The sequence below is a fragment of the Microbacterium sp. NPDC076768 genome (genome assembly GCF_040687205.1).
Lineage (GTDB): Bacteria > Actinomycetota > Actinomycetes > Actinomycetales > Microbacteriaceae > Microbacterium.
Map to the genome: position 1 here is coordinate 412,607 of NZ_JBFBMU010000002.1, position 21,378 is coordinate 433,984.

The window sequence follows — 21,378 nt, forward strand, 5'->3', positions numbered from 1 at the left end:
CATCGATGGGCGGGAGAATCAGCCCATGTTAATTGTCGGTCTTATCTTCGCCGCAGTCGCCGCTGCGTTCCATGTTTTCATCTTCGCGCTTGAGTCGATGAGGTGGACCGAGCCAGCGACAAGGAAGATCTTCGGCATCGCCAATGAGGCAGATGCCAACACCACAAAACAGCTCGCTTTCAACCAGGGGTTCTACAACCTGTTCCTCGCCTTGACGACGCTGCTCGGCATCGGCCTGGTGATCGTGGGCGCTGGGACGGTCGGGCTCACGCTTATTCTCGCTGGCACCGGGATGATGGCTGCAGCGGCGCTTGTGCTGATCCTTTCGGACTCATCAAAGGCGCGTCCCGCCATTCTGCAGGGATCATTTCCGCTGATTGCGGTGGTCGTTCTGGCGATTGGTCTCGCCACTCACTAAGCCACAAATCAATGAGTGTGGGGCGGCACCCGAATGGGTGCCGCCCCACACTCATTTCTTGCGTTAGAAGCGCAGAAGAACCTTTCCCACACGCCCGGCGGAGTTGGTAGCTTGCACAGCCTCGCTAATGTCGGCCGCATCGAAGGTCGCAGCGACGGGCAGAGTGAGCGTCCCATCGGTCACCCGCTGAACGAGCTCACCGAAGAGCTCGCCGCGAAGAGCAGGATCGAGCTGAGGGATAACCTTGCTGCCCCAGAATCCCTTGACAGTGGTGTGCTTGAAGATCACGTCGGATGAGGCGATTTCAATCGTCGGTGAGTTCATGGCACCGAAGATGACGAGCGTTCCGTCTTCGGCGATGAGGGAGAGAACGTCACCAGCCGACGAACCACCCACAGAGTCAACGCCAGCGACGATCGGCGCGCCGCCGGTGATACGCGCGACCTGTTCTTTCCAGTCGTCCTGATCGGTAGCAACGACGCGTTCAATGCCCTGTTCGCGGAGCTCGTCTACACCTGCCGTGCGACGCACCAGGCCGACGACGTTCACACCGCGTGCGGCACCGAGCTGCGCGAGCATGCGGCCGACAGCGCCGTTGGCTGCATTCTGAACGATCCAGTCTCCGGGCTTCACGTCGAGGAAGTGCAACAGCGTGACCGTGCTGAACGGCATCGAGACAAGCTGTGCAGCCGACTCGTCTGGCAACGAGTCAGGAACGGGGATGAGGCCAGCCGCGTTAACGGTGAGGTACTCAGACCACGCACCAAAGGTGCCGCCGGTGGCGACGCGCTGGCCGACAGACAGGTTCTCGACCCCCGCGCCGAGCGCGTCAACGACTCCGAGCGCTTCGGTGCCAGAGGCAGCGGGGAGCTCTGGCTTGAAGCCGTACTGACCGCGCACCGTCCACAGGTCGTGATTGTGGATAGGGGAGAGGACGATGCGGAGACGAACCTCGCCCTCGCCGGGCTCTGGGAGCGGGCGGTCTTCAATCTGAAGAACTTCTTCTGGGCTGCCGAAGGTCTGGTGGATAAGTGCGCGCATGGCGACTCCGTTCTGTTGAGGTTCTAGCGACCAGCGCTGGCGTGCTGGAGGCGGTCGGTGATGTCGTGAAGTTCTGCCACGAGCTCGCGACGATGGTCGTCGTCTTGTAGCCCGGCGATAGAACTGATGGTTGTGTGGATGGGGGCTACCTCTGAGTGCAGGCTTTGCCCCTTTTCGGTGAGCTGTACAGTGACGACTCTCTCGTCTGACTGACTCCGCGATTTGGTGACAAGTCCGGCTTGCTCCAACCGACGCACGAGCGGGGAGAGGGTCCCCGAATCCAGCCGCATGATCTCGCCGAGGGATCCAACCGTCTGCTCGCCGTCAAGCCACAACGCGGTGAGCACGAGATACTGCGGGTACGTCAGACCCCACGGAGCGAGGAGCGCCTTGTATGCCTGCGTGGTTGCGCGGGCGGCGGAGTAGAGGGAGAAGCACAACATTTCATCGGTCACGGCCACAGGTATAGCATTGCACGCAATTAGGTTGTGCACAACCTATATGGCGGCAAAAAGGGGCATGTCCGAAACAAATCGGCCATGCCCCTCCACAAGAAACGCTTAGCTCAGCGCCTTGGTCTTGATGGTGTTGTACTCGTCAGCCGAGATGGTGCCGGCGTCCAGGAGTGCCTTCGCCTTGGCGATTTCTTCGCTGGGGCTCGAGCCTGCGACCTGCTGAATGTAGGCCTCGCTGGCGCTGCGGGCGCTCTCTGCGGCCGCGGCGTTGCGCTTAGCCATGCCGGTTCCCCGAGCGATCAGGTAAACGAGCACCGTGAGGAAGGGCACGAAGATGAGGAAGATCATCCACACTGCCTTCCACCAGCCGTTGAGCTTGTGGTCACGGAACAGGTCTGAGACGACCGCAAACAGTGCAAACAGGTAGGAGATGAAGATGAACGCGAACAGGAACCACCAAATGATGTCCCAGAACGACTCCCAAAAACCCATGAATACTCCCTCAAAAGATTATGCGCCCCAAACGGGCGACTATCGGAGAATACTCGGCACAGGCGGGTGACTCCAAAAGCGGACACCCTCGACGGGTGAGGTTCTAGAAACTCCCGATGCCTTTTCCGATCGCGGAAGTGCCGAGTACGACGAGTAGTACAGCCATGATGACAGTGTTTTGGGCGGCGAGCCAGCCTCGCAGCGAATCCAGCGGCGCGCGGAAGGCGTCCGCTGCAATGAGGTACCCCAGCACGGGAACAAGCACCGTCGATGCAGCCAAGATGACGTAAATGGCAATGACGACCACAGTAGAGCCGACGGTAAGTTCGGCGCCTCCGATATCGGTGCCTGCTCCGGCGCTCATAACAAAGTTCTTCGGGTTCAATGCCGACAAGAGGAAACCGAGTCCGAATGCAGCGGGGAAGCTGATGGTGTCAATTGCCTTCATCCATTTCGGCAGCTGGGGCTCTTCGCCCGCCTTCGGGCGCTTACGCCATTGTCCGAATGCGAGCACAAAGAGGATCACTCCCAAGAGAAGCTGAATCGCTCCACGGATGGGGCGCGAGGCATCTGGATCCTCCGCTGGCAGCGCCGACGACAGCAGCGTGAAAGCGGTGACCGCCGCTGTGATGCCGATGACCCAACCAAGTAAGAATCCGACGCTGGTGACGCGTGCCTTCGGGGAAAGCAACATCAAGATCGCCGCAATGATGGGAATGGGGCTAATGGCCACGCCGAGTGCGAGGGGAAGGATGTCGCCGATGACGGGGAGCATGGGGCGGCCTTTCTCAGAGGCTAGGGGGTTGGGGGAGTGAGATGAGCGATTGCCTCGCGATTGGTTGCATAGACCGCTTCCGTGGTGAGGAGCCCGAGCTCTGTGAGCCTGGCCATCGTGTTCGACCTCACCCGACTGAACGACAGCGAGACGGACTGCTCTTCGAGCCAGTGCTGAAGAGCGGCCAGCGCCTCCGCGCCAGTCACATCGACGTCAGTGACGGCCTCCATGTCGATCACGAGGTGGTGCACCGACTGTGCGCCAGCCGATCGCACAGCGTCTTTGGCTGCGGTAGTGAAGACGGCACCATTCGCGAAGAACAGTGGGGCAGCCAGGCGAATGACAATCACTCCTGGTGCTGTGACGGTTCCTGCCGGAGCATCCTCCAACAACGATTCGCCTGGGTCACCGCTTGACTCGAGCACGTCGATGGCGGGCCTGGACGCCCTCTTGGCAAGATTGATGAGAGCGAGCATGAACGCGACGGCGATTCCGGCAATCGAGCCGACAAAGAGCGTGACCAAGAAGCACGTCGCCCCGATCAGGAACTCGAACCGGTCTTTGCGCCACAGGTCAGCGAACTCTCGAATCCCTAGCAGCGGGATGATGGCGACTCCCACGATGGCCCCGATTGCAGGGGAGGGAATGTCCGCCAGAAGAGCCGTGCCGAAGAGAAGGAGAAGCAGCGTGCCAGCGGCGAGAACAAGTGCAGGAAACTGCGTCCGAGATCCTGACTGATCCATCGCCGCTGTGCGCGAGGTGGATGACCCTACGGCGAAGCTGCCCTGTGCGCCGGCAGCGATGTTTGCCGCACCGAACGCGAACAGATCGCGGTTGGCGCGGAATGGGTACTCACGCTTTTCGGAGTACGAGCGCGAGATGAGGAGACCCTCCGCCGTAGTCACCAGCGTGAGCGCGACGGCCGAGGGGACGAGTGCGAGCCAGAGCGTCCAATCGATCATCGGCCAGGTAAGAACAGGGGGTCCTGCTGGCACCTCGCCGAGGACGTCGACTCCTCGCTGGTCCAGCCCAGTGAGAACGACAGTCAGTGTCGCCCCGATCAAGACGATGAGTGCCCAGGGGACAGAGCGAAGAAAAGTGCGCCCGAGCAAAAGCACAGCAACGGAGCAGGCGGAGATGAGCACTGCCCATCCATTGATTGTCGAAAGACCGCTGATCAGGCCTTCGATTTTTCCGACGAACTCTTCGCTGGAGTCGATCGAGACGCCGAGCATCTTCGCCACCTGGCTGACCATGATGTCGAGTGCCAGGCCTCCGACGAAACCGACGAGGATCGGCTTTGAGAGAAAGTTCGCGAGAAACCCCAGTTTGAACACGGCAAGAAGCACGAACATCACGCCGCAGATGATCGCCTGTGCGAGGGCGAGCGTGGCGTAGTTGGCGCTGCCTGCGGCTGCGAGACCGCCGATAGAGGAGGCAACGAGAGCGGCGGCCGCAGCGTCGGGCGACGCGACGACCTGTCGTGAGGAGACGACGAGGGCGTAGATGATCGTCGGCACCACAAGCGCATAGAGTCCAGCGGTCGGAGGAAGCCCCGCGATCTGGGCGTACCCGATGTTCAGCGGAATCGCGATCGCGAGAAGAGTCACTCCCGCCGTGAGCTCAGTGACGAAGTTGTGTTTCGTCAGCCCTGCGAGTGGACGTTGCATGTCGTTTCCCTTCGCCAGCGCTCAGCCTGAGCGTTGTGTTCGTTACGCACGGCCGGACGTTCGAAGAAGCCGTCGACGTATCCGGCTGGCAGGCTCTAGTACCGGCTCCGGAGCCGGGGGAACAGCTGTGCGGTCACCGGATATCCAACGCAACCATGTGGCATGGGGGTCGCCTTCGAGTACCAGCGCTCGCACGAGCAATGTGAGAGGGATCGAGAGGATCGCGCCGAGAGGTCCGATGATGAACGTCCAGAAGATCACCGAGAAGAAGCTCAACGTCAGGCTCAAGTCGACGGCGTCGCTGACGAATTTCGGTTGCACGAGAACCTGCAGAACGACGTTCACGACGCAATACACCGCGATCACCCCGAGGAACAGAGGCCATCCGCCGACAACGAACGCGAGGATGGCCGGCGGGACCAGACCGAGGATGAAGCCAATGTTCGGGATGAAGTTGGTCACAAAGGCGAGAATCGCCCACACGATCGGCGCTGGCACCCCCATCCACCACAAAGCGAGGCCATCGATGATCGCGACGATTGCGCCGAATGTGGCATTGACGATGTAGTAGCGACGCACCCCGGTGTTCAGGCGTGAGATGCGGGCGATCACGGCACTCTTCGTTGCTCCGAAGGTTGCGGAGGCCTGCCCATAGCGCGCGGCATCGGCTGCCATGAAAATGATGTAGGCGCACACGAAGAACAGAGCCGTCGCGACGCTCAGTACAGTGCTTCCCAAACTCTGCGCGATGCCGAGCAGTGTGGAGGGATCGAGTATGGCTGCCGCAGAGTCGGCAGCAGCTTCGTCTAGGCCGAGGGCCTGGAGGGAGAGCACGATTTCGTCGGCGGCGGACGTGAGTCGCCGCTCCGAGATGAGGTCGGCGATCAGACTGGCAAACTGCGTTCCCGCGAGCCAGAGCAGAGCCCCCATGATCAGGAGAATCAAATAGGCGACGATGATGACCGCCGTTGTGCTTGCCCAGTGCGGCCACCCACGGCGGTTCAGGGGGCGGCGAAGCGGATCGCAGATCACGACGATCACAATCGCGAGCGCGATTGGCCCGAAGAGGTCTCTGACGAAGTACACACCGGCGAGGGCCACGGAGGCCGCCGCGAGGGTGAGCAAGATTCGCAGACTGGGGGAGAGTATCTGATCGGGAGCGCTCTCGGGTAGCGAGGAGGTGGTCACGCGGCCAGCGTAGCCGACCGTGGCGCGTTGCCTCTGGCGCCACAGTCACCCCGGGCGGGTGAGCGAAATATATTGGTTGCGCTGAAGGCCGTCATTATTACGGAATGACCGAAAAGCCCGCGCCCGCACACGATCGCAAGTACGGCGTGATCGAGATCATCACTGTGCTTTTGCTTTCCATTACCGCGGTGCTGACGGCATGGTGCGGATTCGAGGCATCGAAGTGGGGCGGTGAGATGTCGATCGCCTTTAGCACCGCTTCTAGCGCGCGTGTGCAAGCGGCCTCCGCGGAGTCCACCGCACAGGCCGCGCGTCAGTACGACCTGACGATCTACTCGCAGTGGGTGCTGGCAGAGGCAGACGATCGCGCTCAGCTCGCGGAATTCGTCGAGAATCGCTTCACCGATGAGTTCGCTGTCGCGTTCGATGCCTGGAATGCCGAAGGAAGGGTGTCGGACGGCCCACTTTCCATGGCTGAGTACGTACCGCCGGGCGAGGTCGAGGCTGCGGAGCTCAGTGCGCGAGCGGATCAGAAGTTCGAAGAAGCCCTGGAGAATAATCAGCGGGGCGACAACTACTCGCTGTTGACAGTGCTGTTCGCTCTTGTGTTGTTCTTCGCCGCACTGTCGCAGAACCAGCGCGCACGGTGGCGACGCACTGTGTTTCTTTCCCTCAGTGGTCTGCTGGTCATCGTCGGCATCGGAATACTCTCGACGTACCCGATCAAAATCTGACGCCACAGGCCGCTCGCCGCCTGCCTAGCGCTGTAGGAACGAAAGCCGAAAATATGCCGCAGCCCCGCACCCCCGATCTCCTCACGGCCGCCCGCGGAAACGGCGCCACGCGGGAGCGTGCCAGAGAAGCCATCGGGCTGCAGATCTCGATCTTTGCGTTCGTGCTCGCGGCATTGGTCGCACTGATGGTGTTCCGCCTCACGGCTGCTCCTATCTCTGGGGCAGACTCACTCGGACAGTTCGCCGCTCTGATGTCGGCCGTGACCGCCGTCGTCGTATTCGTGCTGGGGAGAATCGTCGCAGCCGATCCCGAACGGGAAAAGCCGTTGGGCATCCTCGACATGATCGATATCGCTGCGTTCGCGTTCGCGCACGCGGTAATCGCGCTGCTGGGATGGACGCTCGCCGCGACGATTCTGGAGCAGGGGTTCATCGGGGCAGTGGTCTACCCCCTTCCTGTCTTGATGCTCGCTGGCGCAGCGGCCGCCCTCACGGCATATGTGACGTACTACTCCGCCACGCACCTCGACATGCAGCTGCTAGCCACCGTGCTCGCGGTATTTCTCGTGCTGGGGGTTTTGGCGAGCACGCTCACGGCCAGCGACCCGCAGTGGTGGAAAGAGAACCTGAGTGCCCTCGGTATGACCGACGACTTGTCGGCACGCGCCTTCAACCTGACGCTGATTGTGGCGGGGATCTTGGTGACAACGCTCGCGCGTTACGCGACGAAGGAGATTCCCGCGACATCGGGGCGCGGCGTCGTCATGGTGCGCAGGTGCCTTGTCATCGTTGGCATCTTCCTCGGTCTTGTCGGAGTGTTTCCGGTAGACGAGCACTTCGCGCTGCACACAGGCGTGGCCTCGGGAATGGTGATCGCCTACGGAGTTCTCGTGGTGCGGCTGGGTCGATGGGTGCCTGGCGTCTCTCGCACGCTCATCGTGCTTGGCTACGTCTTTCTCTTGCTGATCGTGTGGCTCTCTGTACTTTTCGCTGTGGGGTACTACACCTTGACAGGCGTTGAACTGGTGGCGGGGACCGTCGTGTTCACCTGGATCATCCTGTTCATCAGGACGGCAGACGCGCTCAAACGCGACGCCGAGATGACAGCTGCGGATTGAGGATCGTTACGGTCGCACTTGTCCCTGAAACGATGCCGCCACTAGCGTTGACGTCATGCCGCCGTCCTTACAATCCAAAGGGCCGGCGCCGACAGTACGTTTTCGTCCGCCGGCGGCCCAACCGGGCGCCATTAGTCGCGACCGGGTAAGCGCAGCGATCGCCAGGGCTGTGGCTCTCGATTCGCTGACCGTGGTCAGTGCGCCCAGTGGATTCGGGAAGACGACAGCCGTCGCCGATTGGGCATCAGGTTTAGAGCAAATCGCCTGGCTCGCACTTAATTCTTTCGACTCAGACCCTTCACGGTTGACCAGAGGCGTGATCGACGCATTTCTTGTGGGGGCGGCCAGGGCGGGAGCACCGCTCACCCTCGGACGTGACCTTGAAGACCCTGAACAGGCATACCAAGAGATCTGCAGCGCCTTGGAAGAGGTCGAGTCTCAGGTGTACTTAATTGTCGACGATGCTCAGCGCGCGGGGGAGCACTGGCAGACGGGGCTTCTCGGAATGCTCGCTGAGCAGCCGCCAGATAACCTCCGTGTGGTGCTGGTGGGGACAACGCTGATCGAGTTGACGCTCTCACGTCATCGGATTACGCATCCTGACTCGTTCGTTGGCGCAGAGACACTGAGTTTTACCTCCGCCGAGGTCCGGCTGCTCCAGGAATCGGGGGTGGGGGGCCTCACTCCCGAAACCATTTTCGAGGAGACCCAGGGGTGGCCGATCGCGGTGCGGCTGATGATGATCGGCGGCGCTCGCCCCGATCCTCGCGCGCAGAGCGCATCCAGTTTCTTGAGAAGTTATGTGCGCGAACATGTGCTCGGAGCATTGCCGCCTGAGGTCGCTGACTTTGTTGTGGAGGCGAGCGTATGCGCAGAACTCACACCGGAGTTGGCGAGAATCGTCACCCAACGCCCTGACGCCGGCGAACTCTTAGAGACGTGTGTGCGACTCGGTCTGTTCCTTGACCGGTTCGAAGGCCCGCACGGTGTTGTGTACCGCTGGCATGCGTCGTTTGCGAAGCAGTGCAAGGAGATTCTGTCGCTGGAGGCTGACCGCGCAGCCGGTTGTCATCGTCGCGCGGCAGATGCGCTCGAACCGACCGACCCCACGGCTGCCATCGCGCACGCGCTGCGAGCGGGTGACAGCGAGCTTGCTCGACAAACACTGTTGCGCCGCTGGTTGGGATTGGTCGTCGGAACAAGCGCAGCCGAGGTAGAACGGACGACGCTGGAGATGCTCCGTCGAACTCCGGATGATACTCAGCTCCTTCTAATTCGGGCATGCGCGAGTGACGTGCTGGGAAACCATCGCGTTGCTCGTGAGCTGTTTTCCCGCGCGGAATCGAAGCTCTCGCGAGCTCACGGTAGCGATTGGTTAGTGTTCCAGCTCGCCAGAATGTTCATCGCAGACGACCGTGCGGAGGTCGCGAACGCCAGCGCCAGTGTGCGTGAGATGTTGCTCGTTGACGATTCGACCGCGCTCAACGATCGCGCCGCATTGAACTATCTTTTGGGGTGGGCGGAGATTCGGCACCGGGGCGATCCGACGCTCCCGATTGAGTATTTTGCTGCGGCGGCTCGCGAGGCGCGGTACTCCGATGACCAGGAGCTCGCGAAGCGTTCACTCGGGCACCTGGCATTCGGGCAAACATGGGCTGGCCTTTTCACGGAAGCACGGGCGTCTCTGGACGCTGTCGACGGCGAAGAAGATGCGAGCTTGCCCTGGAGCACCTACGCAGGGGGGAGCGCCGTCGCAGCAGCCGGGTACGTGTCGTACTGGTCTGGGGACTTTCCTGCGGCAATTCGTGAGTTCGCTGCGTTGGCCGCTGGTGGAAGCTCCGACCGCTCGTTCACCAGCGTGGCGCGCATGATGATCGCCTATGCGACGGCAGAGACGGGTGACGTCGCCGCATGCCGAAGAGCCGCCATCGGGGTGCAAGGCATGCCACTCGACGTCGTCCATGGGGTGTCATGGCCAGCACTGCGAGAGTCGTCTGTGGCGTTGCTTGAAGAGGCCGTAGGACGACAGGACCGAGCGGTGAAAATCGCCCAGAAGTACATCCACATCCCCGACCTGCCGATCGTCAACGTTGCCCTCGCAGGCGTGCTTCGCCGCGCTGGAGACTACGCTGGCGCGTTAGAGATGCTGCGATCTTTGCGTGCCTTCAGCGAGGTTTCTTATGTGAGGTCGGCGACGCTGATTACCGCCGCTGTGCTGCGACGCAAAGGCGGGCACCACAGCGAAGCGCACGCGTTGTGCGAGTCCGCGGTTTCGGTAGCGGCAGGCGAAGGCATCCGCCTGCCTTTCGGCCCCAGAGAGTCTGCGGTGCGGAAGCTGCTCAACGAACACATTCACTTCGGCACCCAGTTTGAGGACTTCATCGGCCGGTGCCTCGCAAACGACTCAGCCGGATCGTTGGTTGACACGCTCTCCGAGCGTGAACGCGACGTGTTTCAGCAACTGCAGACCGCGCGCACCCTGCAAGAGATCGCCGTCGAGCTGTCTGTGTCCATCAACACGGTGAAGACGCACCAGCGGGCGATTTATCGCAAGCTCGGGGTGTCCTCGCGGCGCGAAGCGGTGCGCACGACGGTGTGACCCAGCGCGTCGGCCAGCACCGCGTTTGCGACTGCAGCCGGAACAGGGTGCTTTGCGAGGACGCGCTCGCCGCGGTGGCGAACATCGCGCGAGAACTGTTTTCCCCATGCGGGCTCGACCAAGACGAGCGCAGCGAGCGAGTTGGGTGGCAGCGTCGCGGCGAAGTGCCTCGCGTCTTCGTCGCTGACGAGACCAGGGGTCAGGAGATCGAGGCCAGCGAGTGCGAAATCTTCGGAGTCGATCTCGGTGAAGCGGTGCGTTCCGTCGGGGAGTCGCTCGATAAGCATGAAGTCCAGCAGACGGATGGCGCCGTGTTCGACCTGCTTCAGCAACGCCAACAGCACACCGCTATCGAGGCGGTCGTTCTCCAGCTGCACGACGACGAATTCCACGTCGCCGAGCTCAGATGCTGATCTCTTTTCGCTCGTGATCACGATGTCAGCGCAATGCCCTTTCTCGTACTGTCACGTACACCAGGGCACCCTTTTCATGACGGATGCCTACCGTGATGCTGGCACCAGAGAGCGCAATGTGGGAAGGACGCTCACCCGAGCAGGGTGACCGGGCGAGGGTCAGCGGTGAAAACGGTGGGAACATTGCGGGTAGTCGCGGTCTCTGCGCCCCGCGAGAAAGGGACAATCTATGAATGACTTCCGCTTCGGCCCCGCTGAGTTTTATCTCGTGGGGTTTGAAGGTACTCGTCCTGATCCGAACACGTTTCGTGCTCTGAGCGACCTCATCGAGAGTGGGGTCGTGCGACTGCTGGACTTTGTCGTTCTCGCCAAAGCTGAATCGGGTGAGGTAGAGGTTCTCGAACTGGAAGCAGACGGCGAGGCGCTCGGTCTTGGTCACTTTGAGCCGATCGCTGCTGGCCTTGCTGGCGACGAAGATCTCGATGTTCTCGCGAGTGAGGTTGCCCCTGGCCAGTCCGCGGCGATCGTCGTGCTGGAGCTCACGTATGCTCGTGCGCTCGCCCAGAATCTCGCCGCCGCTGGCGGTCAAGTCCTGCGAAGTGAGCGGGTGCCGGCTCCGGTCGTCAACGCCATGATGGACATCCTCGATCAGGAAGGTGCTTGAAATGCCCATGAGAAGATTTGGTCGTCCAGGCCTGATCGGCCTTGCCGCACGGACCGCCGTCGTCGCGGGAACAGCGTCAGCTGTCAGCGGCGCATCGTCGCGGAATCAGCAACAGCGGGCGCAGAGCCAGTACGAACAGCAGCAGTACCAGGCGGCGCAGCAGCAGGCTCAGATTGATGCTGCCGCACAGACGGCGGCAGCCCAATACGCTGCCCCCGCCGCAGCTGCCGCCCCCCAGATGGCTCCGCCAGCACCAGCCGCCGCCGACGATATGATCGCAAAGCTGCAGCAGCTCGCTTCGTTGAAAGACGCGGGAGTGCTCTCCGAGACAGAGTTCGCGGCGGCGAAGCAAAAGCTTTTGAGCTAAAGAAACGGATGCTCCACCCGTAAAACGTCGGGTGGTATTTGCGTGTCGAGAAGGAGAACGAATGACTGAGCTGGATGATCTGCGCGCACGCGTTCTCCTTCTCGAAAAAGAGAACGAGACGCTGAAGACTCCGCGTCGACGGCCAATGGCGAGAAGTATCATCGCCGGAATTGTGTTGGCGGTGGCGATCCTGATGGCTCCGATCGCCGCGATGGGAACGTGGGCGCGGGTGCAACTCGTCGACGCAGACCAGTTCGTCGCCACTTTCGCGCCGTTGGCGGACGACCCGGCTGTGCAGGAATTTGTGGCAGACCAGGTCAGCACGGCGATCAAGGAGCAGGTTGACCTCGACGCCGTTGTGGGAGAGGTGTTCGATGGGCTCCGCGAGCTCGACCTTCCGCCTCGTGCCGATTCTGCGCTGACGTTGCTGGAAACACCGGCGGCTAACGGGCTCTCTTCGCTCGTCGATGGAGTCATCAGCGATGTAGTCGCTTCTGACCAATTCTCCGATATTTGGGCGCAGTCGTTGCGCTTCAGCCATGAGCGCGCGGTCGCCATCATGCAGAACAGCCCGGACGCAGCGCTGCAGTTGGCCGACGACGGCATGCTGTCGATCGACCTTGGCATTGTCGTTGAGCGGGTCAAGGCGGAGCTAGCCGACCGCGGTGTGGGATTCGCCGACCTGATCCCCGAGATCGACAGGTCGATTCCTCTCGCTCAGGCCGACGCCCTTGTCTTGGTGCGGACTGTGTATCAGGTCGCTGTGGCCGCCGGGTTCTGGTTGCCGTGGGTCGTGCTCGGCCTCGTCGTGGCCGGGATCGGCCTCGCCCGAAACCGTCTACGCGCACTCTTCTGGACCAGCGCCGCTTTCGCCGGTGCATTCTTGCTGCTCGCTGGCGGAATGGGCATTGGTCGCACGTTCTTCATCGGTGCGGTGAGTCCGTCTGTGATGAAGGCGCCAGCCGCCGAGGCACTCTTCGACGGCGTGACGGAACTGCTGAGTTCGACAATCCTGGCTCTTGCTCTCCTCGGAGTTCTGGTGGCTGTGTGGGCCTGGTTTGCCGGAACGACGAAAAGTGCGGTGGCGATTCGTGGGGCTCTCGGCAGCGGGTTCGCTGCTTTGCGCAACACGTGGGAACGACGGGGTATCTCAACAGGGCGCTTCGGGCTCGGAGTAGACCGCTTCCACGGGCCGATCCTGCTCGGTGGGATGCTGATCGCTCTGCTTATCCTCATCTCGACTCGACCCGTCTCTTTCGGCACTGTGGTCGGAGTGACAATCGGGTTGCTGGTGTTCGTGATCGTGGTCGAGGTGCTGCGTCGTCCGCAGCCAGTGATCGTGGACGCTGAGGCAGAGCAAGTCGTCATCGTCGAGACCGACACGGAAGATGTCGTCATCGAAATCGAAGATGAAGACGTAATCGAAGACGAAGAAGCAGAGCACTCCGTTTCTCCGACGAAGAAGTAGCCACCCGCGCCTATCGATAGGCGCAAGACAAAACGCCCGGCGAGAGAATCCCGCCGGGCGTTTTGTCGTTGGTATCAGACTGTTTCTGCGGCCTCCGATGCGGCGAAAATGGTGTCCCAGTCATCGCGCACGCTGACCACGGTGTACCCGCTGTCTTCGGCCGACGCCAGTGCCGCCTCGGCGCCTGCATCGTAGGGAGTATCTCCGCGGGTCGGGTCGTCGTGGTGCACCAGCAACGCGAAGCCCTGCCTACTGCCACGGCGCGCGAAGTCCAACATTGCGGTGTCGCCGTTGGAGTTGCCGCCAGCAAACAGCGGTCGCCGCCCGATGCGGCTCCAGATACGCAGCGGCTTTTCTGGGCCGTCGTCGAAGAAGGCGAGTGCGGGGGAGTACCGCACGGTGGCGTCGTCTGCGTCCCAGGTGAGCCCGTAAGCAGAACCGACGACGCGTTCCGGGGGGATGCCGTAGTTGGACTGAGTCATAGGGCGCATGAAATCTCGCTCGCCGCCCGACACGATGTAGCACGTGAAGCCGTGGTGTTCGAGGTACCGGAGCAACTCGACCATCGGCTGGTACACGGCGTTGGCGTACGGGCGCTCCAAGATCGGGTGCTTCGCCGTGCGGTAGAACTCTTCGACCGAACGCGCATAGTCTTCGACGCTCACGCCGTCGGTGAGCCCCACAAGCGCTTGCAGAATGACATGGAGGTCGCTGTCGTCGCCGTCATAGTGCTTGTCTATTGCGGTGCTCAGCCAACCGAAGTCGTTCGTGACGGCGGCGAGGTAGGGCTGGCGCTCGGCGAGTTCGGGGTTCTTCTCCGCTGCGACGCGCCACTGCTCCACGACATAGTGCAGTTGGGTGGGCATCGGCTTCTCGGACCACAGAGTTCCGTCGTTATCGAAGACGGCGATGCGCTCCGCGATCGGCACGGCGTCTGGGCCATCGACGACAGACGCGACAAAAGCTTCGATCGCCTTTCGCGTTTCGGTGTCGCGCCAGGAGGGGAGGTCGACGGCGGTGGTCATGTGGGTGCCTCGGATTCTTGGTCGATGGATGAAAGGGTAGTTCCATGGTGGCAGAACAAGTCTCGGGAATACTTGTTCTGCAGGTACGGTTGGGACATATGTATACCCCCTGGGGGTATCCCAATCAGGGAGAGAGTCAGCATGAGCACAGCAGTCGAGCTGGAAATTGCAGGCATGACCTGCGCATCGTGCGCGGCGCGCATTGAGAAAAAGCTCAACAAAATGGACGGTGTCACGGCAAGCGTGAACTTCGCCACAGAGAAGGCAAAGGTGATGGCACCTGCCGGGTTTGACCCCGCGCTACTTGTCGCCGAAGTGGAGAAGACCGGTTACAGCGCAAAGATCCCTGCTCCCGCTGCTGCCCCCAAGAACGATGCGGATGAGGCACCAGATGTGGAGCTGGTGAGTTTGAAGAACCGCCTGATCGCGTCGATCGTGCTGACGGTTCCTGTGATCGCGATGGCGATGATCCCTGCCCTGCAGTTCACCTACTGGCAGTGGTTGTCACTCGCGCTGGCATGGCCCGTAATTATCTGGGGTGCCTGGCCCTTCCACAAGGCGGCATGGGTGAACCTTCGCCACGGCGCTGCAACGATGGACACGCTCATCTCGATGGGCACTCTCTCGGCCCTCCTCTGGTCGCTGTATGCGCTCTTCTTCGGAACCGCAGGCATGCCTGGCATGACACACGCTTTCGAGTTCACAGTGGCGCGCAGCGATGGAGCCAGCAACATCTACCTCGAAGTCGGAGCGGGAGTCACGACCTTCATCCTGGCTGGTCGATACTTCGAGAACCGGGCGAAGCGGCAAGCAGGGGCAGCCCTTCGCGCTCTGCTGCAACTGGGCGCGAAAGACGTCGCGGTGCTGCGGGGCGGTGTGGAGACGAGGATCCCCACCACCGAGCTGAAGGTCGGTGACGACTTCGTTGTGCGCCCTGGCGAGAAGATTGCGACAGACGGAACCGTGATCTCCGGTACCTCCGCGGTTGACGCATCGATGCTCACGGGCGAATCAGTCCCCGTTGAGGTCGGTGAGGGAGACGCCGTCACCGGTGCCACTATGAACGCAGGTGGGCGGCTCATTGTCAGAGCCACCCGCATCGGATCTGACACCCAGCTCGCCCAGATGGCCCACCTCGTCGAGGAAGCTCAGACCGGAAAGGCCGAGGTCCAGCGCCTGGCCGACCGGGTGTCGGCAATCTTCGTCCCCATCGTCATCGTCATTGCTCTGGGCACGCTCGCCGCCTGGCTGCTCGCAGGGTTCCCCGCATCTGCTGCGTTCACCGCCGCTGTCGCGGTGCTCATCATCGCCTGCCCGTGCGCGCTGGGCCTCGCCACACCGACGGCGTTGCTCGTCGGCACCGGACGTGGCGCCCAAATGGGAATCCTCATTAAAGGACCCGAAATTCTGGAGTCCACCCGCAAGGTCGACACCGTCGTTATGGACAAGACGGGCACTGTGACATCGGGGAAAATGACGCTCACCGACGTGCACCTCGCAGCCGGGGTGGAACGTCACGAGCTTCTGCGGCTCGCCGGGGCCGTCGAAGACGCCTCAGAGCACCCCATCGCTCAAGCCATTGCGAAGGCAGCGACGCAAGAGACGGGCGCGCTCGCGACACCAGAAGACTTCGTCAACATTGAGGGCGAAGGTGTGCAGGGCGTCGTCGAAGGACACGCTGTCCTCGTCGGAAAGCAATCGCTCCTTGCCACCTGGTCGCAACATCTTCCCGAGGCACTCGCCGTAGCCAAGGCAGAGGCTGAGCATCAGGGCAAGACAGCGGTCGCTGTGGGTTGGGATGGTGAGGCGCGCGGCGTGCTCGTGGTCGCTGACACGGTGAAGCCGACCAGCGCGGAGGCCGTCACGCAGCTGAGAAAGATGGGCCTCACGCCCATCCTCCTCACCGGAGACAACAGGGCGGTGGCGGAGCAGATCGCGGCCGAAGTCGGCATCACCGACGTTGTGGCCGAGGTGCTGCCGAAAGGCAAAGTCGACGTGATCGCTCAGCTCCAGCGCGAAGGCAAGGTCGTGGCCATGGTGGGAGACGGTGTCAACGACGCCGCAGCTCTTGCGAAGGCCGACCTCGGGCTCGCCATGGGCACAGGAACAGACGTCGCCATCGAGGCCAGCGACATCACCCTCGTCCGCGCTGATCTTCAGGGCGTCGTCGATGCCATCCGGCTCTCACGAAAGACCCTGGGGACCATCAAGGGCAATCTGTTTTGGGCTTTCGCATACAACGTCGCCGCGATCCCGCTCGCGGCACTCGGTCTGCTCAACCCGATGCTCGCCGGCGCAGCGATGGCGTTCTCGAGCGTCTTCGTTGTCGGCAACAGCCTGCGTCTGCGCTCGTTCCGTAGCCAGCGTCCGAGGTGATCTCGTCGGCTCAGTTGAGCTGACTGAAGGCCTCGGCCTTGCGTGTGGGGCCCGCCACGAGGATCGTGTCATCGGCGTTTAATACGGTGTCTGCGGTCGCGTAGGTCCAGCCGCCGCCGGCGGGTTTCACAGCAGTGACGGTGACATGGTGTTTGGCGCGGATACCGGTCTGCCCCAGAGCAAGCCCGACGATTGCGGGATGAGGGGTGGTCTTGACCAGGGCGAAGTCGTCGCCGATCTCGATGTAGTCCTGCATACTGCCTCTTACCAGGTGCGCGACGCGCGCACCCATATCTTTCTCGGGGTAGACCACGTGCGCGACGCCGAGCTGTTTGAGAATCGTGCCGTGCGGTTCGCTCACCGCCTTCGCCCACACTTGGGGTATCTCGAAGCGCAACAGCAGCGAGGCGGTCAGAATGCTTGCCTGGATATCGCTGCCGATCGCGACCACGACCCGATCGAAGTCGGGAACCGAAAGCTGACGCAAGACGTCTTCTTTCGTGGTGTCGGCTGTCACGACGTGTGTGAGTTGTCCATTGAGCGATTGCACGACATCGGCGCGCGAATCGACCCCGAGTACTTCTGTGCCGCCGCGCATGAGCTCGAGTGCCAGGGACTGGCCAAAACGCCCAAGGCCCAACACTGCGACCGTGTGGGCCTCGGCGACGCGGGAAGGATCGGTGCCACCGAAGAGTTTGAGGCTAGCCAATGATCGGCCTTTCTTTAGGAAGTTCGTAGAGCAACGACCGTTCGCGCAGCGCAAGCGCCGTCGCAAAAGTGATGGGTCCGAGCCGACCCAAAAACATGAGTGTCACGAGCACGAGCTGTGCATTGACGGGCAGTGCCGCGGTGATGCCGGTCGACATGCCGACCGTACCGAAGGCAGAGATCACCTCGAACAGCACGTTGTCGAGTGCGAAGTCGGTCATCAGCATGATCAGTACGGTGCTCACCCCGACCAGCGCCACAGACACCAACGCGACAGCGATGGCTTGACGGTGCACGGCACGCGAAAGTCGTTTGCCGAAGACGTTCACAACGCCGTCACCGCGTATCTCGGCGATCACGATGAACAGCAATACCGCAAAGGTCGTGACCTTGATGCCACCGGCTGTGCCCGCAGAGCCTCCACCAATGAACATCAGGGCATCCATCCCCAACCACGTCGCTGAGTCCATCTGGCTGATATCGACGCTATTGAATCCTGCTGTTCGAGTCTGCACCGACTGGAAGAAGCCCGCCAGCAGTCGCCCTGGCCAGTCGAGCGCGCCGAGCGTTGCAGGGTTGTTCCACTCGAGGATCGTGATGTATGCCGTACCGCCCAGCAGCAGCACGATGGTCGCCGCCACCACGATTCGAGTGTTCATCGACCAGAGGCGAGGGATGCGAGCGTGCTTGCGCAATTGCATGATCACAGGAAAGCCAAGACCGCCGAGAATGATCGCCGCGCAGATCGGCAGCGAGATGATCGGATCGCTTGCGAACCGCATCATGCTGTCGCTGAAGAGCGCGAATCCCGCGTTGTTGAACGATGACACTGCGTGGAAAACTCCCAACCACAGTGCGTTCCAAAACGGCTCACGGTAGGTCACCGCGAACTGCGCGGTGAGAATGACAGCCACGACCGCCTCAACGCCGAAAGAGATCTTCACGATTCCGAAGACGAGCGAGCGGATGTCGGCGAGCCCGGCGTTCTTCGCTTCTGCCGCCGTGGTGATCTTGTTGCGGAGCGATAGTCGACGAATCACCGCCAGTCCGAAGATCGATGCAAACGTCATGACACCGAGCCCACCAAGTTGGATCAAGACCAAAATGACGGCCTTGCCGAACCCGCTCCAGTACGTGGGCGTGTCAACAATGATCAGCCCGGTGACGCTCAGCGCCGAGACGGCGGTGAACAGCGCGTCTATCAGCGAAGCACCGCCGGGCCCCGCTTTGGAGATCGGCAACAGGAGTAATCCTGTGCCGATGAGAACCGCCGCTGCGATACCGAGAAGGATCGAACGCGCTGGCCGGAGACGGCGAGTACGCGGCTGTCGCAGAGTGTGGGATTGCGCGGGCGATCTGCCTGCACGAGTGAGGGGCACTCGCAGAGAATACGCCTGTTTGTGTCGTACCTGGAAGGGATCGCGACGTGTTTCTCGCAACCCCGTTATGTCACGTCACGTTACGTCACGACGCGCGAGTGCCCACGCGCTCGTGGCCATGAGGGTGAGGCTCAGCAGCCACAGTGCGAGGGCTCCTGCGATGTTCATGCCTTCGTCGAGCGGGGGTTGGTGAAAGGCCCAAGAGTAGGGCGAGAAAAACCGCAGCCACGCGGCGTCATCCGTTTGGTTGGCGATGGCGTTGAAGGCATAGCCCGCCACTGCTATGCCTGCACCGGCGGCGACGCCCCATGAGCGTCGCCCAGAGACTGCCCCGACAAACAGGGCAAGGGTTCCTGAGAGCAGTGTGAGTCCGACAAAGACCACGGTGGCACCGATGATGCGCAGGGGATCAAGGCCGAGTTCTGACGGCTCATTGAGCACGGCGATGATGGCACCAGCGAAGACCCCCAGCCACACCAACCGCACGAGGATCGCGGCGGCGTGAGCCAGTGCGTAGCCGACGCGACTCACGCCGTGCGCGAGATCGAGCTCGAGGCGCCCTGATTCTTCGGCACCAGCGATGGCACCAGCTCCCCATGAGGTGGCGGCGATGGTGAGCAAAAGAAACCCAATGAGCCCATAGAACGTGCCCTGGGTGTAGCCAGCGCCGGTGCCAATCTGGTCGTATCCGAGAGCGCTGACGAGTTCAGGAGGCAGGCCGTCAATGATCTCCTGCATTTGGCCGGTGCCGCCGATGCTCGGATACAACGGAAGATACATCAAAAGTGCGGCGGCGATGCCAGCGGTCCAACCAGCGGTTGCGCGCCAGCTCTCGCGAAGAGTGCGGCGAAAGACGGGGCTTACTCTACTCATTAGCGCTCTCCTCCCGTCGTGTCGTCGGTTCGCCGTAGAGGCGCAGTACCGACTCCTCCAGATCGGGCTCTTCGACCGCGAGATCTCGCACCTGGTGCTGAGCAAGCAGCTTCACCACCGCGTCGATCTCACCGTCAACCGTGGCGGTGATCCGCACAGCACCGGTGTCCTCGTGGACTTCTAGCTCCGATATCTGCGGCAACGCGTGCAGGCGCTCTCTGACGACGACCTCGTGAGTGTCGCCGAGTGTTGCGCGCACCCGCCGGATCGCGCCGAGTCGCAGCGAGGCGACGTTTCCTTCGGCGACGATCCTGCCGTGGCTCAGCACCGCCACCGCATCCGCACTCTGCTGAATCTCGCTGAGCACATGCGAGCTCAACAACACCGTCTGGCCACGGTCGCGCGCATCGGTGACCAGTCCAAGAAACTCCCTTTGGATCAAAGGGTCAAGGCCGCTTGTCGGCTCATCCAGCACGAGGAGGGGCGGTTCGTGCATAAAAGCCTGCACGATGCCGAGTTTCTGCTTATTGCCTTTAGAAAGGGTGCGCACCTGTCGGTTCAGATCAAGGTTGAGCCGTTCAGCAAGGAGATCGATAGCTCCTGGTTTTACCGGACCAGAGACTTCGGCATAGAAGTTGAGCATTCGTCTGCCCGTGGTTCTTGCGTCCACGCGAAGCTCGCCTGGAATGAATCCGATGCGGCGACGGAGCGCGGATCCGCCGTGGGCTGGATCTTCGCCGAGTACCCGGATGCTTCCGCTTGTCGGGCGAATGATGTCGAGAATCATCCGCAGGGTCGTCGTCTTGCCTGCGCCGTTGGGGCCGATCAGCCCACAGACACTCCCTGCCTCCACGCGCAGGTCAAGCGAGTCGACGGCAGTGCGGTGGCCGAACTGCTTCCGCAGCTGGGTGAGTTCGACAGTGGGGTTCATTTGGCTTCTCGATTCGAGGGGGAGAGAGCCTCTTTGGCGGCCGTCAGCAACCGTTCGTCGGCGTAGAGGCCATGGGTGAAGAGCTCAAGAACGGGAATTGTCGATCGTTCGACCAACGATGTGGTCAGCGTGGACTCGCCAAACGCACGTGCGAGGTGACGGCGCAAGATCACAGGGCCGAGGCCGTAGAGCGTGAGGTACACCGCGGTCGCCTCGACATCTGTCTGCTCCCGCATGATGCCAGCGGCTATTTGCTCGCGCAGCATCGTCCGAGTGCCAGCCAGAAACGCGTCGAAGAGGTTGTCTGATGCGGGGGAGTCGTCGACGAGCATGCGGGAGAGGTAGTCCAAGGCTGCGCCCCGGTCTTCTACCGAGTTGAGGGCATCGCGCATCAAACGAGAGGCATCTGCGCCCGTCATCTGCTCATTCTCAGAGAGAAAAGTGCGCACGACATGCGCATCGCAAGCTTCTCGCAGGCCCTCTTTGCTTTGGAAGTGGTGCAGGATGAGCGCCGCGCTCACACCTGCATCTTCGGCAATCTGACGCAGGCTCGTGCCCGCAAAACCCTGTTGCCCGAACCGGGCGACCGCGGCATCACGTATTCGCGCACGAGTGGTGAGATCATCTGAAGCTGAACGCATACTCAGCAGACTAAACGCTTGTTTAGCGTCGCGCAAGGTGGGG

The 21,378-nt window shown here is 61.9% G+C and carries 21 protein-coding genes; 8 read left to right on the plus strand and 13 right to left on the minus strand.

Annotation, left to right across the window (positions count from 1 at the left end):
- Positions 1-25 precede the first annotated feature (25 nt).
- Entirely contained in the window at positions 26-418 is a 393-nt protein-coding gene (locus AB0O87_RS08365) for a DUF1304 domain-containing protein (protein WP_363514027.1), read from the plus strand.
- Positions 419-481: 63 nt separating this feature from the next.
- Here the strand turns inward: AB0O87_RS08365 and AB0O87_RS08370 are convergent, their stop codons facing one another.
- From AB0O87_RS08370 to AB0O87_RS08395, 6 genes are all read right to left on the minus strand, one after another.
- Entirely contained in the window at positions 482-1,459 is a 978-nt protein-coding gene (locus tag AB0O87_RS08370) for a zinc-binding dehydrogenase (protein WP_363514030.1), read from the minus strand.
- 23 nt (positions 1,460-1,482) lie between these two features.
- Positions 1,483-1,920, minus strand: coding sequence for a MarR family transcriptional regulator (locus AB0O87_RS08375; protein WP_363514033.1), 438 nt, complete (start codon positions 1,918-1,920; stop codon positions 1,483-1,485).
- Between the two features lie 99 nt (positions 1,921-2,019).
- Complete coding sequence (locus AB0O87_RS08380) at positions 2,020-2,406, minus strand: SHOCT domain-containing protein (protein ID WP_363514035.1); 387 nt, start codon at positions 2,404-2,406, stop codon at positions 2,020-2,022.
- Between the two features lie 103 nt (positions 2,407-2,509).
- Positions 2,510-3,181, minus strand: coding sequence for a GAP family protein (locus AB0O87_RS08385; RefSeq protein WP_363514038.1), 672 nt, complete (start codon positions 3,179-3,181; stop codon positions 2,510-2,512).
- Between the two features lie 20 nt (positions 3,182-3,201).
- Positions 3,202-4,851, minus strand: coding sequence for a solute carrier family 23 protein (locus tag AB0O87_RS08390; protein ID WP_363514041.1), 1,650 nt, complete (start codon positions 4,849-4,851; stop codon positions 3,202-3,204).
- A gap of 42 nt (positions 4,852-4,893) precedes the next feature.
- Positions 4,894-6,039: an AI-2E family transporter gene (locus AB0O87_RS08395; RefSeq protein ID WP_363514044.1), complete on the minus strand. Its 1,146-nt coding sequence runs from the start codon at positions 6,037-6,039 to the stop codon at positions 4,894-4,896.
- 104 nt (positions 6,040-6,143) lie between these two features.
- On the opposite strand from AB0O87_RS08395, the gene AB0O87_RS08400 reads away from it, so the two are divergent.
- The 3 genes from AB0O87_RS08400 to AB0O87_RS08410 are packed head-to-tail and all read left to right on the plus strand — an operon-like array spanning position 6,144 to position 10,490.
- Positions 6,144-6,773, plus strand: coding sequence for a hypothetical protein (locus tag AB0O87_RS08400; protein ID WP_363514047.1), 630 nt, complete (start codon positions 6,144-6,146; stop codon positions 6,771-6,773).
- Between the two features lie 53 nt (positions 6,774-6,826).
- Positions 6,827-7,891, plus strand: coding sequence for a DUF998 domain-containing protein (locus AB0O87_RS08405; protein ID WP_363514049.1), 1,065 nt, complete (start codon positions 6,827-6,829; stop codon positions 7,889-7,891).
- A gap of 55 nt (positions 7,892-7,946) precedes the next feature.
- Positions 7,947-10,490, plus strand: coding sequence for a LuxR C-terminal-related transcriptional regulator (locus AB0O87_RS08410; RefSeq protein ID WP_363514051.1), 2,544 nt, complete (start codon positions 7,947-7,949; stop codon positions 10,488-10,490).
- Here the strand turns inward: AB0O87_RS08410 and AB0O87_RS08415 are convergent.
- Positions 10,436-10,924, minus strand: coding sequence for a DUF6325 family protein (locus AB0O87_RS08415; RefSeq protein WP_363514054.1), 489 nt, complete (start codon positions 10,922-10,924; stop codon positions 10,436-10,438). The genes AB0O87_RS08410 and AB0O87_RS08415 overlap by 55 nt on opposite strands.
- Positions 10,925-11,132: 208 nt before the next feature.
- On the opposite strand from AB0O87_RS08415, the gene AB0O87_RS08420 reads away from it, so the two are divergent.
- The 3 genes from AB0O87_RS08420 to AB0O87_RS08430 all read left to right on the plus strand — a co-directional run bounded on the left by AB0O87_RS08420 (position 11,133) and on the right by AB0O87_RS08430 (position 13,402).
- On the plus strand, positions 11,133-11,567 hold the full coding sequence (locus AB0O87_RS08420; RefSeq protein ID WP_363514057.1) for a DUF6325 family protein: 435 nt from the start codon (positions 11,133-11,135) through the stop codon (positions 11,565-11,567).
- A gap of 1 nt (position 11,568) precedes the next feature.
- Positions 11,569-11,934: an SHOCT domain-containing protein gene (locus AB0O87_RS08425; RefSeq protein ID WP_363514060.1), complete on the plus strand. Its 366-nt coding sequence runs from the start codon at positions 11,569-11,571 to the stop codon at positions 11,932-11,934.
- Between the two features lie 61 nt (positions 11,935-11,995).
- Positions 11,996-13,402, plus strand: coding sequence for a hypothetical protein (locus AB0O87_RS08430; protein ID WP_363514063.1), 1,407 nt, complete (start codon positions 11,996-11,998; stop codon positions 13,400-13,402).
- A gap of 74 nt (positions 13,403-13,476) precedes the next feature.
- Here the strand turns inward: AB0O87_RS08430 and AB0O87_RS08435 are convergent, their stop codons facing one another.
- Positions 13,477-14,427, minus strand: a complete 951-nt coding sequence (locus AB0O87_RS08435; RefSeq protein ID WP_363514066.1) for an HAD family hydrolase — start codon at positions 14,425-14,427, stop codon at positions 13,477-13,479.
- Between the two features lie 141 nt (positions 14,428-14,568).
- Here AB0O87_RS08435 and AB0O87_RS08440 point away from each other — a divergent pair, with 141 nt between their 5' ends.
- A complete protein-coding gene (locus AB0O87_RS08440) occupies positions 14,569-16,803 on the plus strand; it encodes a heavy metal translocating P-type ATPase (RefSeq protein WP_363514069.1) in 2,235 nt (744 codons plus the stop codon).
- A 10-nt stretch (positions 16,804-16,813) separates the two neighbouring features.
- Here AB0O87_RS08440 and AB0O87_RS08445 read toward each other — a convergent pair whose 3' ends face one another.
- The 5 genes from AB0O87_RS08445 to AB0O87_RS08465 form a co-directional block, all read right to left on the minus strand.
- A complete protein-coding gene (locus AB0O87_RS08445) occupies positions 16,814-17,512 on the minus strand; it encodes a TrkA family potassium uptake protein (RefSeq protein WP_363514072.1) in 699 nt (232 codons plus the stop codon).
- Positions 17,505-18,752: a potassium transporter TrkG gene (locus AB0O87_RS08450; protein ID WP_363514075.1), complete on the minus strand. Its 1,248-nt coding sequence runs from the start codon at positions 18,750-18,752 to the stop codon at positions 17,505-17,507. Before AB0O87_RS08450 ends, AB0O87_RS08445 begins: the two co-directional genes overlap by 8 nt.
- A gap of 213 nt (positions 18,753-18,965) precedes the next feature.
- Positions 18,966-19,763, minus strand: a complete 798-nt coding sequence (locus AB0O87_RS08455) for an ABC transporter permease subunit (protein WP_363514078.1) — start codon at positions 19,761-19,763, stop codon at positions 18,966-18,968.
- A complete protein-coding gene (locus AB0O87_RS08460; protein WP_363514081.1) occupies positions 19,756-20,694 on the minus strand; it encodes an ABC transporter ATP-binding protein in 939 nt (312 codons plus the stop codon). The genes AB0O87_RS08455 and AB0O87_RS08460 overlap by 8 nt, the downstream gene beginning before the upstream one ends.
- Positions 20,691-21,335 carry a TetR family transcriptional regulator gene (locus AB0O87_RS08465; RefSeq protein WP_363514084.1) on the minus strand — a complete coding sequence of 215 codons (645 nt, stop codon included), beginning with the start codon at positions 21,333-21,335 and terminating at the stop codon, positions 20,691-20,693. Before AB0O87_RS08465 ends, AB0O87_RS08460 begins: the two co-directional genes overlap by 4 nt.
- Between the last annotated feature and the right edge of the window lie 43 nt (positions 21,336-21,378).

Bases quoted from the DNA above. Each gene is read 5' to 3' on its own strand.
- AB0O87_RS08435 (WP_363514066.1), bottom strand. From the start codon at position 14,427: ATGACCACCGCCGTCGACCTCCCCTCCTGGCGCGACACCGAAACGCGA.
- AB0O87_RS08460 (WP_363514081.1), bottom strand. From the start codon at position 20,694: ATGAACCCCACTGTCGAACTCACCCAGCTGCGGAAGCAGTTCGGCCAC.
- AB0O87_RS08425 (WP_363514060.1), top strand. From the start codon at position 11,569: ATGCCCATGAGAAGATTTGGTCGTCCAGGCCTGATCGGCCTTGCCGCA.
- AB0O87_RS08430 (WP_363514063.1), top strand. From the start codon at position 11,996: ATGACTGAGCTGGATGATCTGCGCGCACGCGTTCTCCTTCTCGAAAAA.
- AB0O87_RS08405 (WP_363514049.1), top strand. From the start codon at position 6,827: ATGCCGCAGCCCCGCACCCCCGATCTCCTCACGGCCGCCCGCGGAAAC.
- AB0O87_RS08410 (WP_363514051.1), top strand. From the start codon at position 7,947: ATGCCGCCGTCCTTACAATCCAAAGGGCCGGCGCCGACAGTACGTTTT.
- AB0O87_RS08370 (WP_363514030.1), bottom strand. From the start codon at position 1,459: ATGCGCGCACTTATCCACCAGACCTTCGGCAGCCCAGAAGAAGTTCTT.
- AB0O87_RS08390 (WP_363514041.1), bottom strand. From the start codon at position 4,851: ATGCAACGTCCACTCGCAGGGCTGACGAAACACAACTTCGTCACTGAG.
- AB0O87_RS08420 (WP_363514057.1), top strand. From the start codon at position 11,133: ATGAATGACTTCCGCTTCGGCCCCGCTGAGTTTTATCTCGTGGGGTTT.
- AB0O87_RS08365 (WP_363514027.1), top strand. From the start codon at position 26: ATGTTAATTGTCGGTCTTATCTTCGCCGCAGTCGCCGCTGCGTTCCAT.
- AB0O87_RS08400 (WP_363514047.1), top strand. From the start codon at position 6,144: ATGACCGAAAAGCCCGCGCCCGCACACGATCGCAAGTACGGCGTGATC.
- AB0O87_RS08455 (WP_363514078.1), bottom strand. From the start codon at position 19,763: ATGAGTAGAGTAAGCCCCGTCTTTCGCCGCACTCTTCGCGAGAGCTGG.
- AB0O87_RS08440 (WP_363514069.1), top strand. From the start codon at position 14,569: ATGAGCACAGCAGTCGAGCTGGAAATTGCAGGCATGACCTGCGCATCG.
- AB0O87_RS08385 (WP_363514038.1), bottom strand. From the start codon at position 3,181: ATGCTCCCCGTCATCGGCGACATCCTTCCCCTCGCACTCGGCGTGGCC.
- AB0O87_RS08465 (WP_363514084.1), bottom strand. From the start codon at position 21,335: ATGCGTTCAGCTTCAGATGATCTCACCACTCGTGCGCGAATACGTGAT.
- AB0O87_RS08380 (WP_363514035.1), bottom strand. From the start codon at position 2,406: ATGGGTTTTTGGGAGTCGTTCTGGGACATCATTTGGTGGTTCCTGTTC.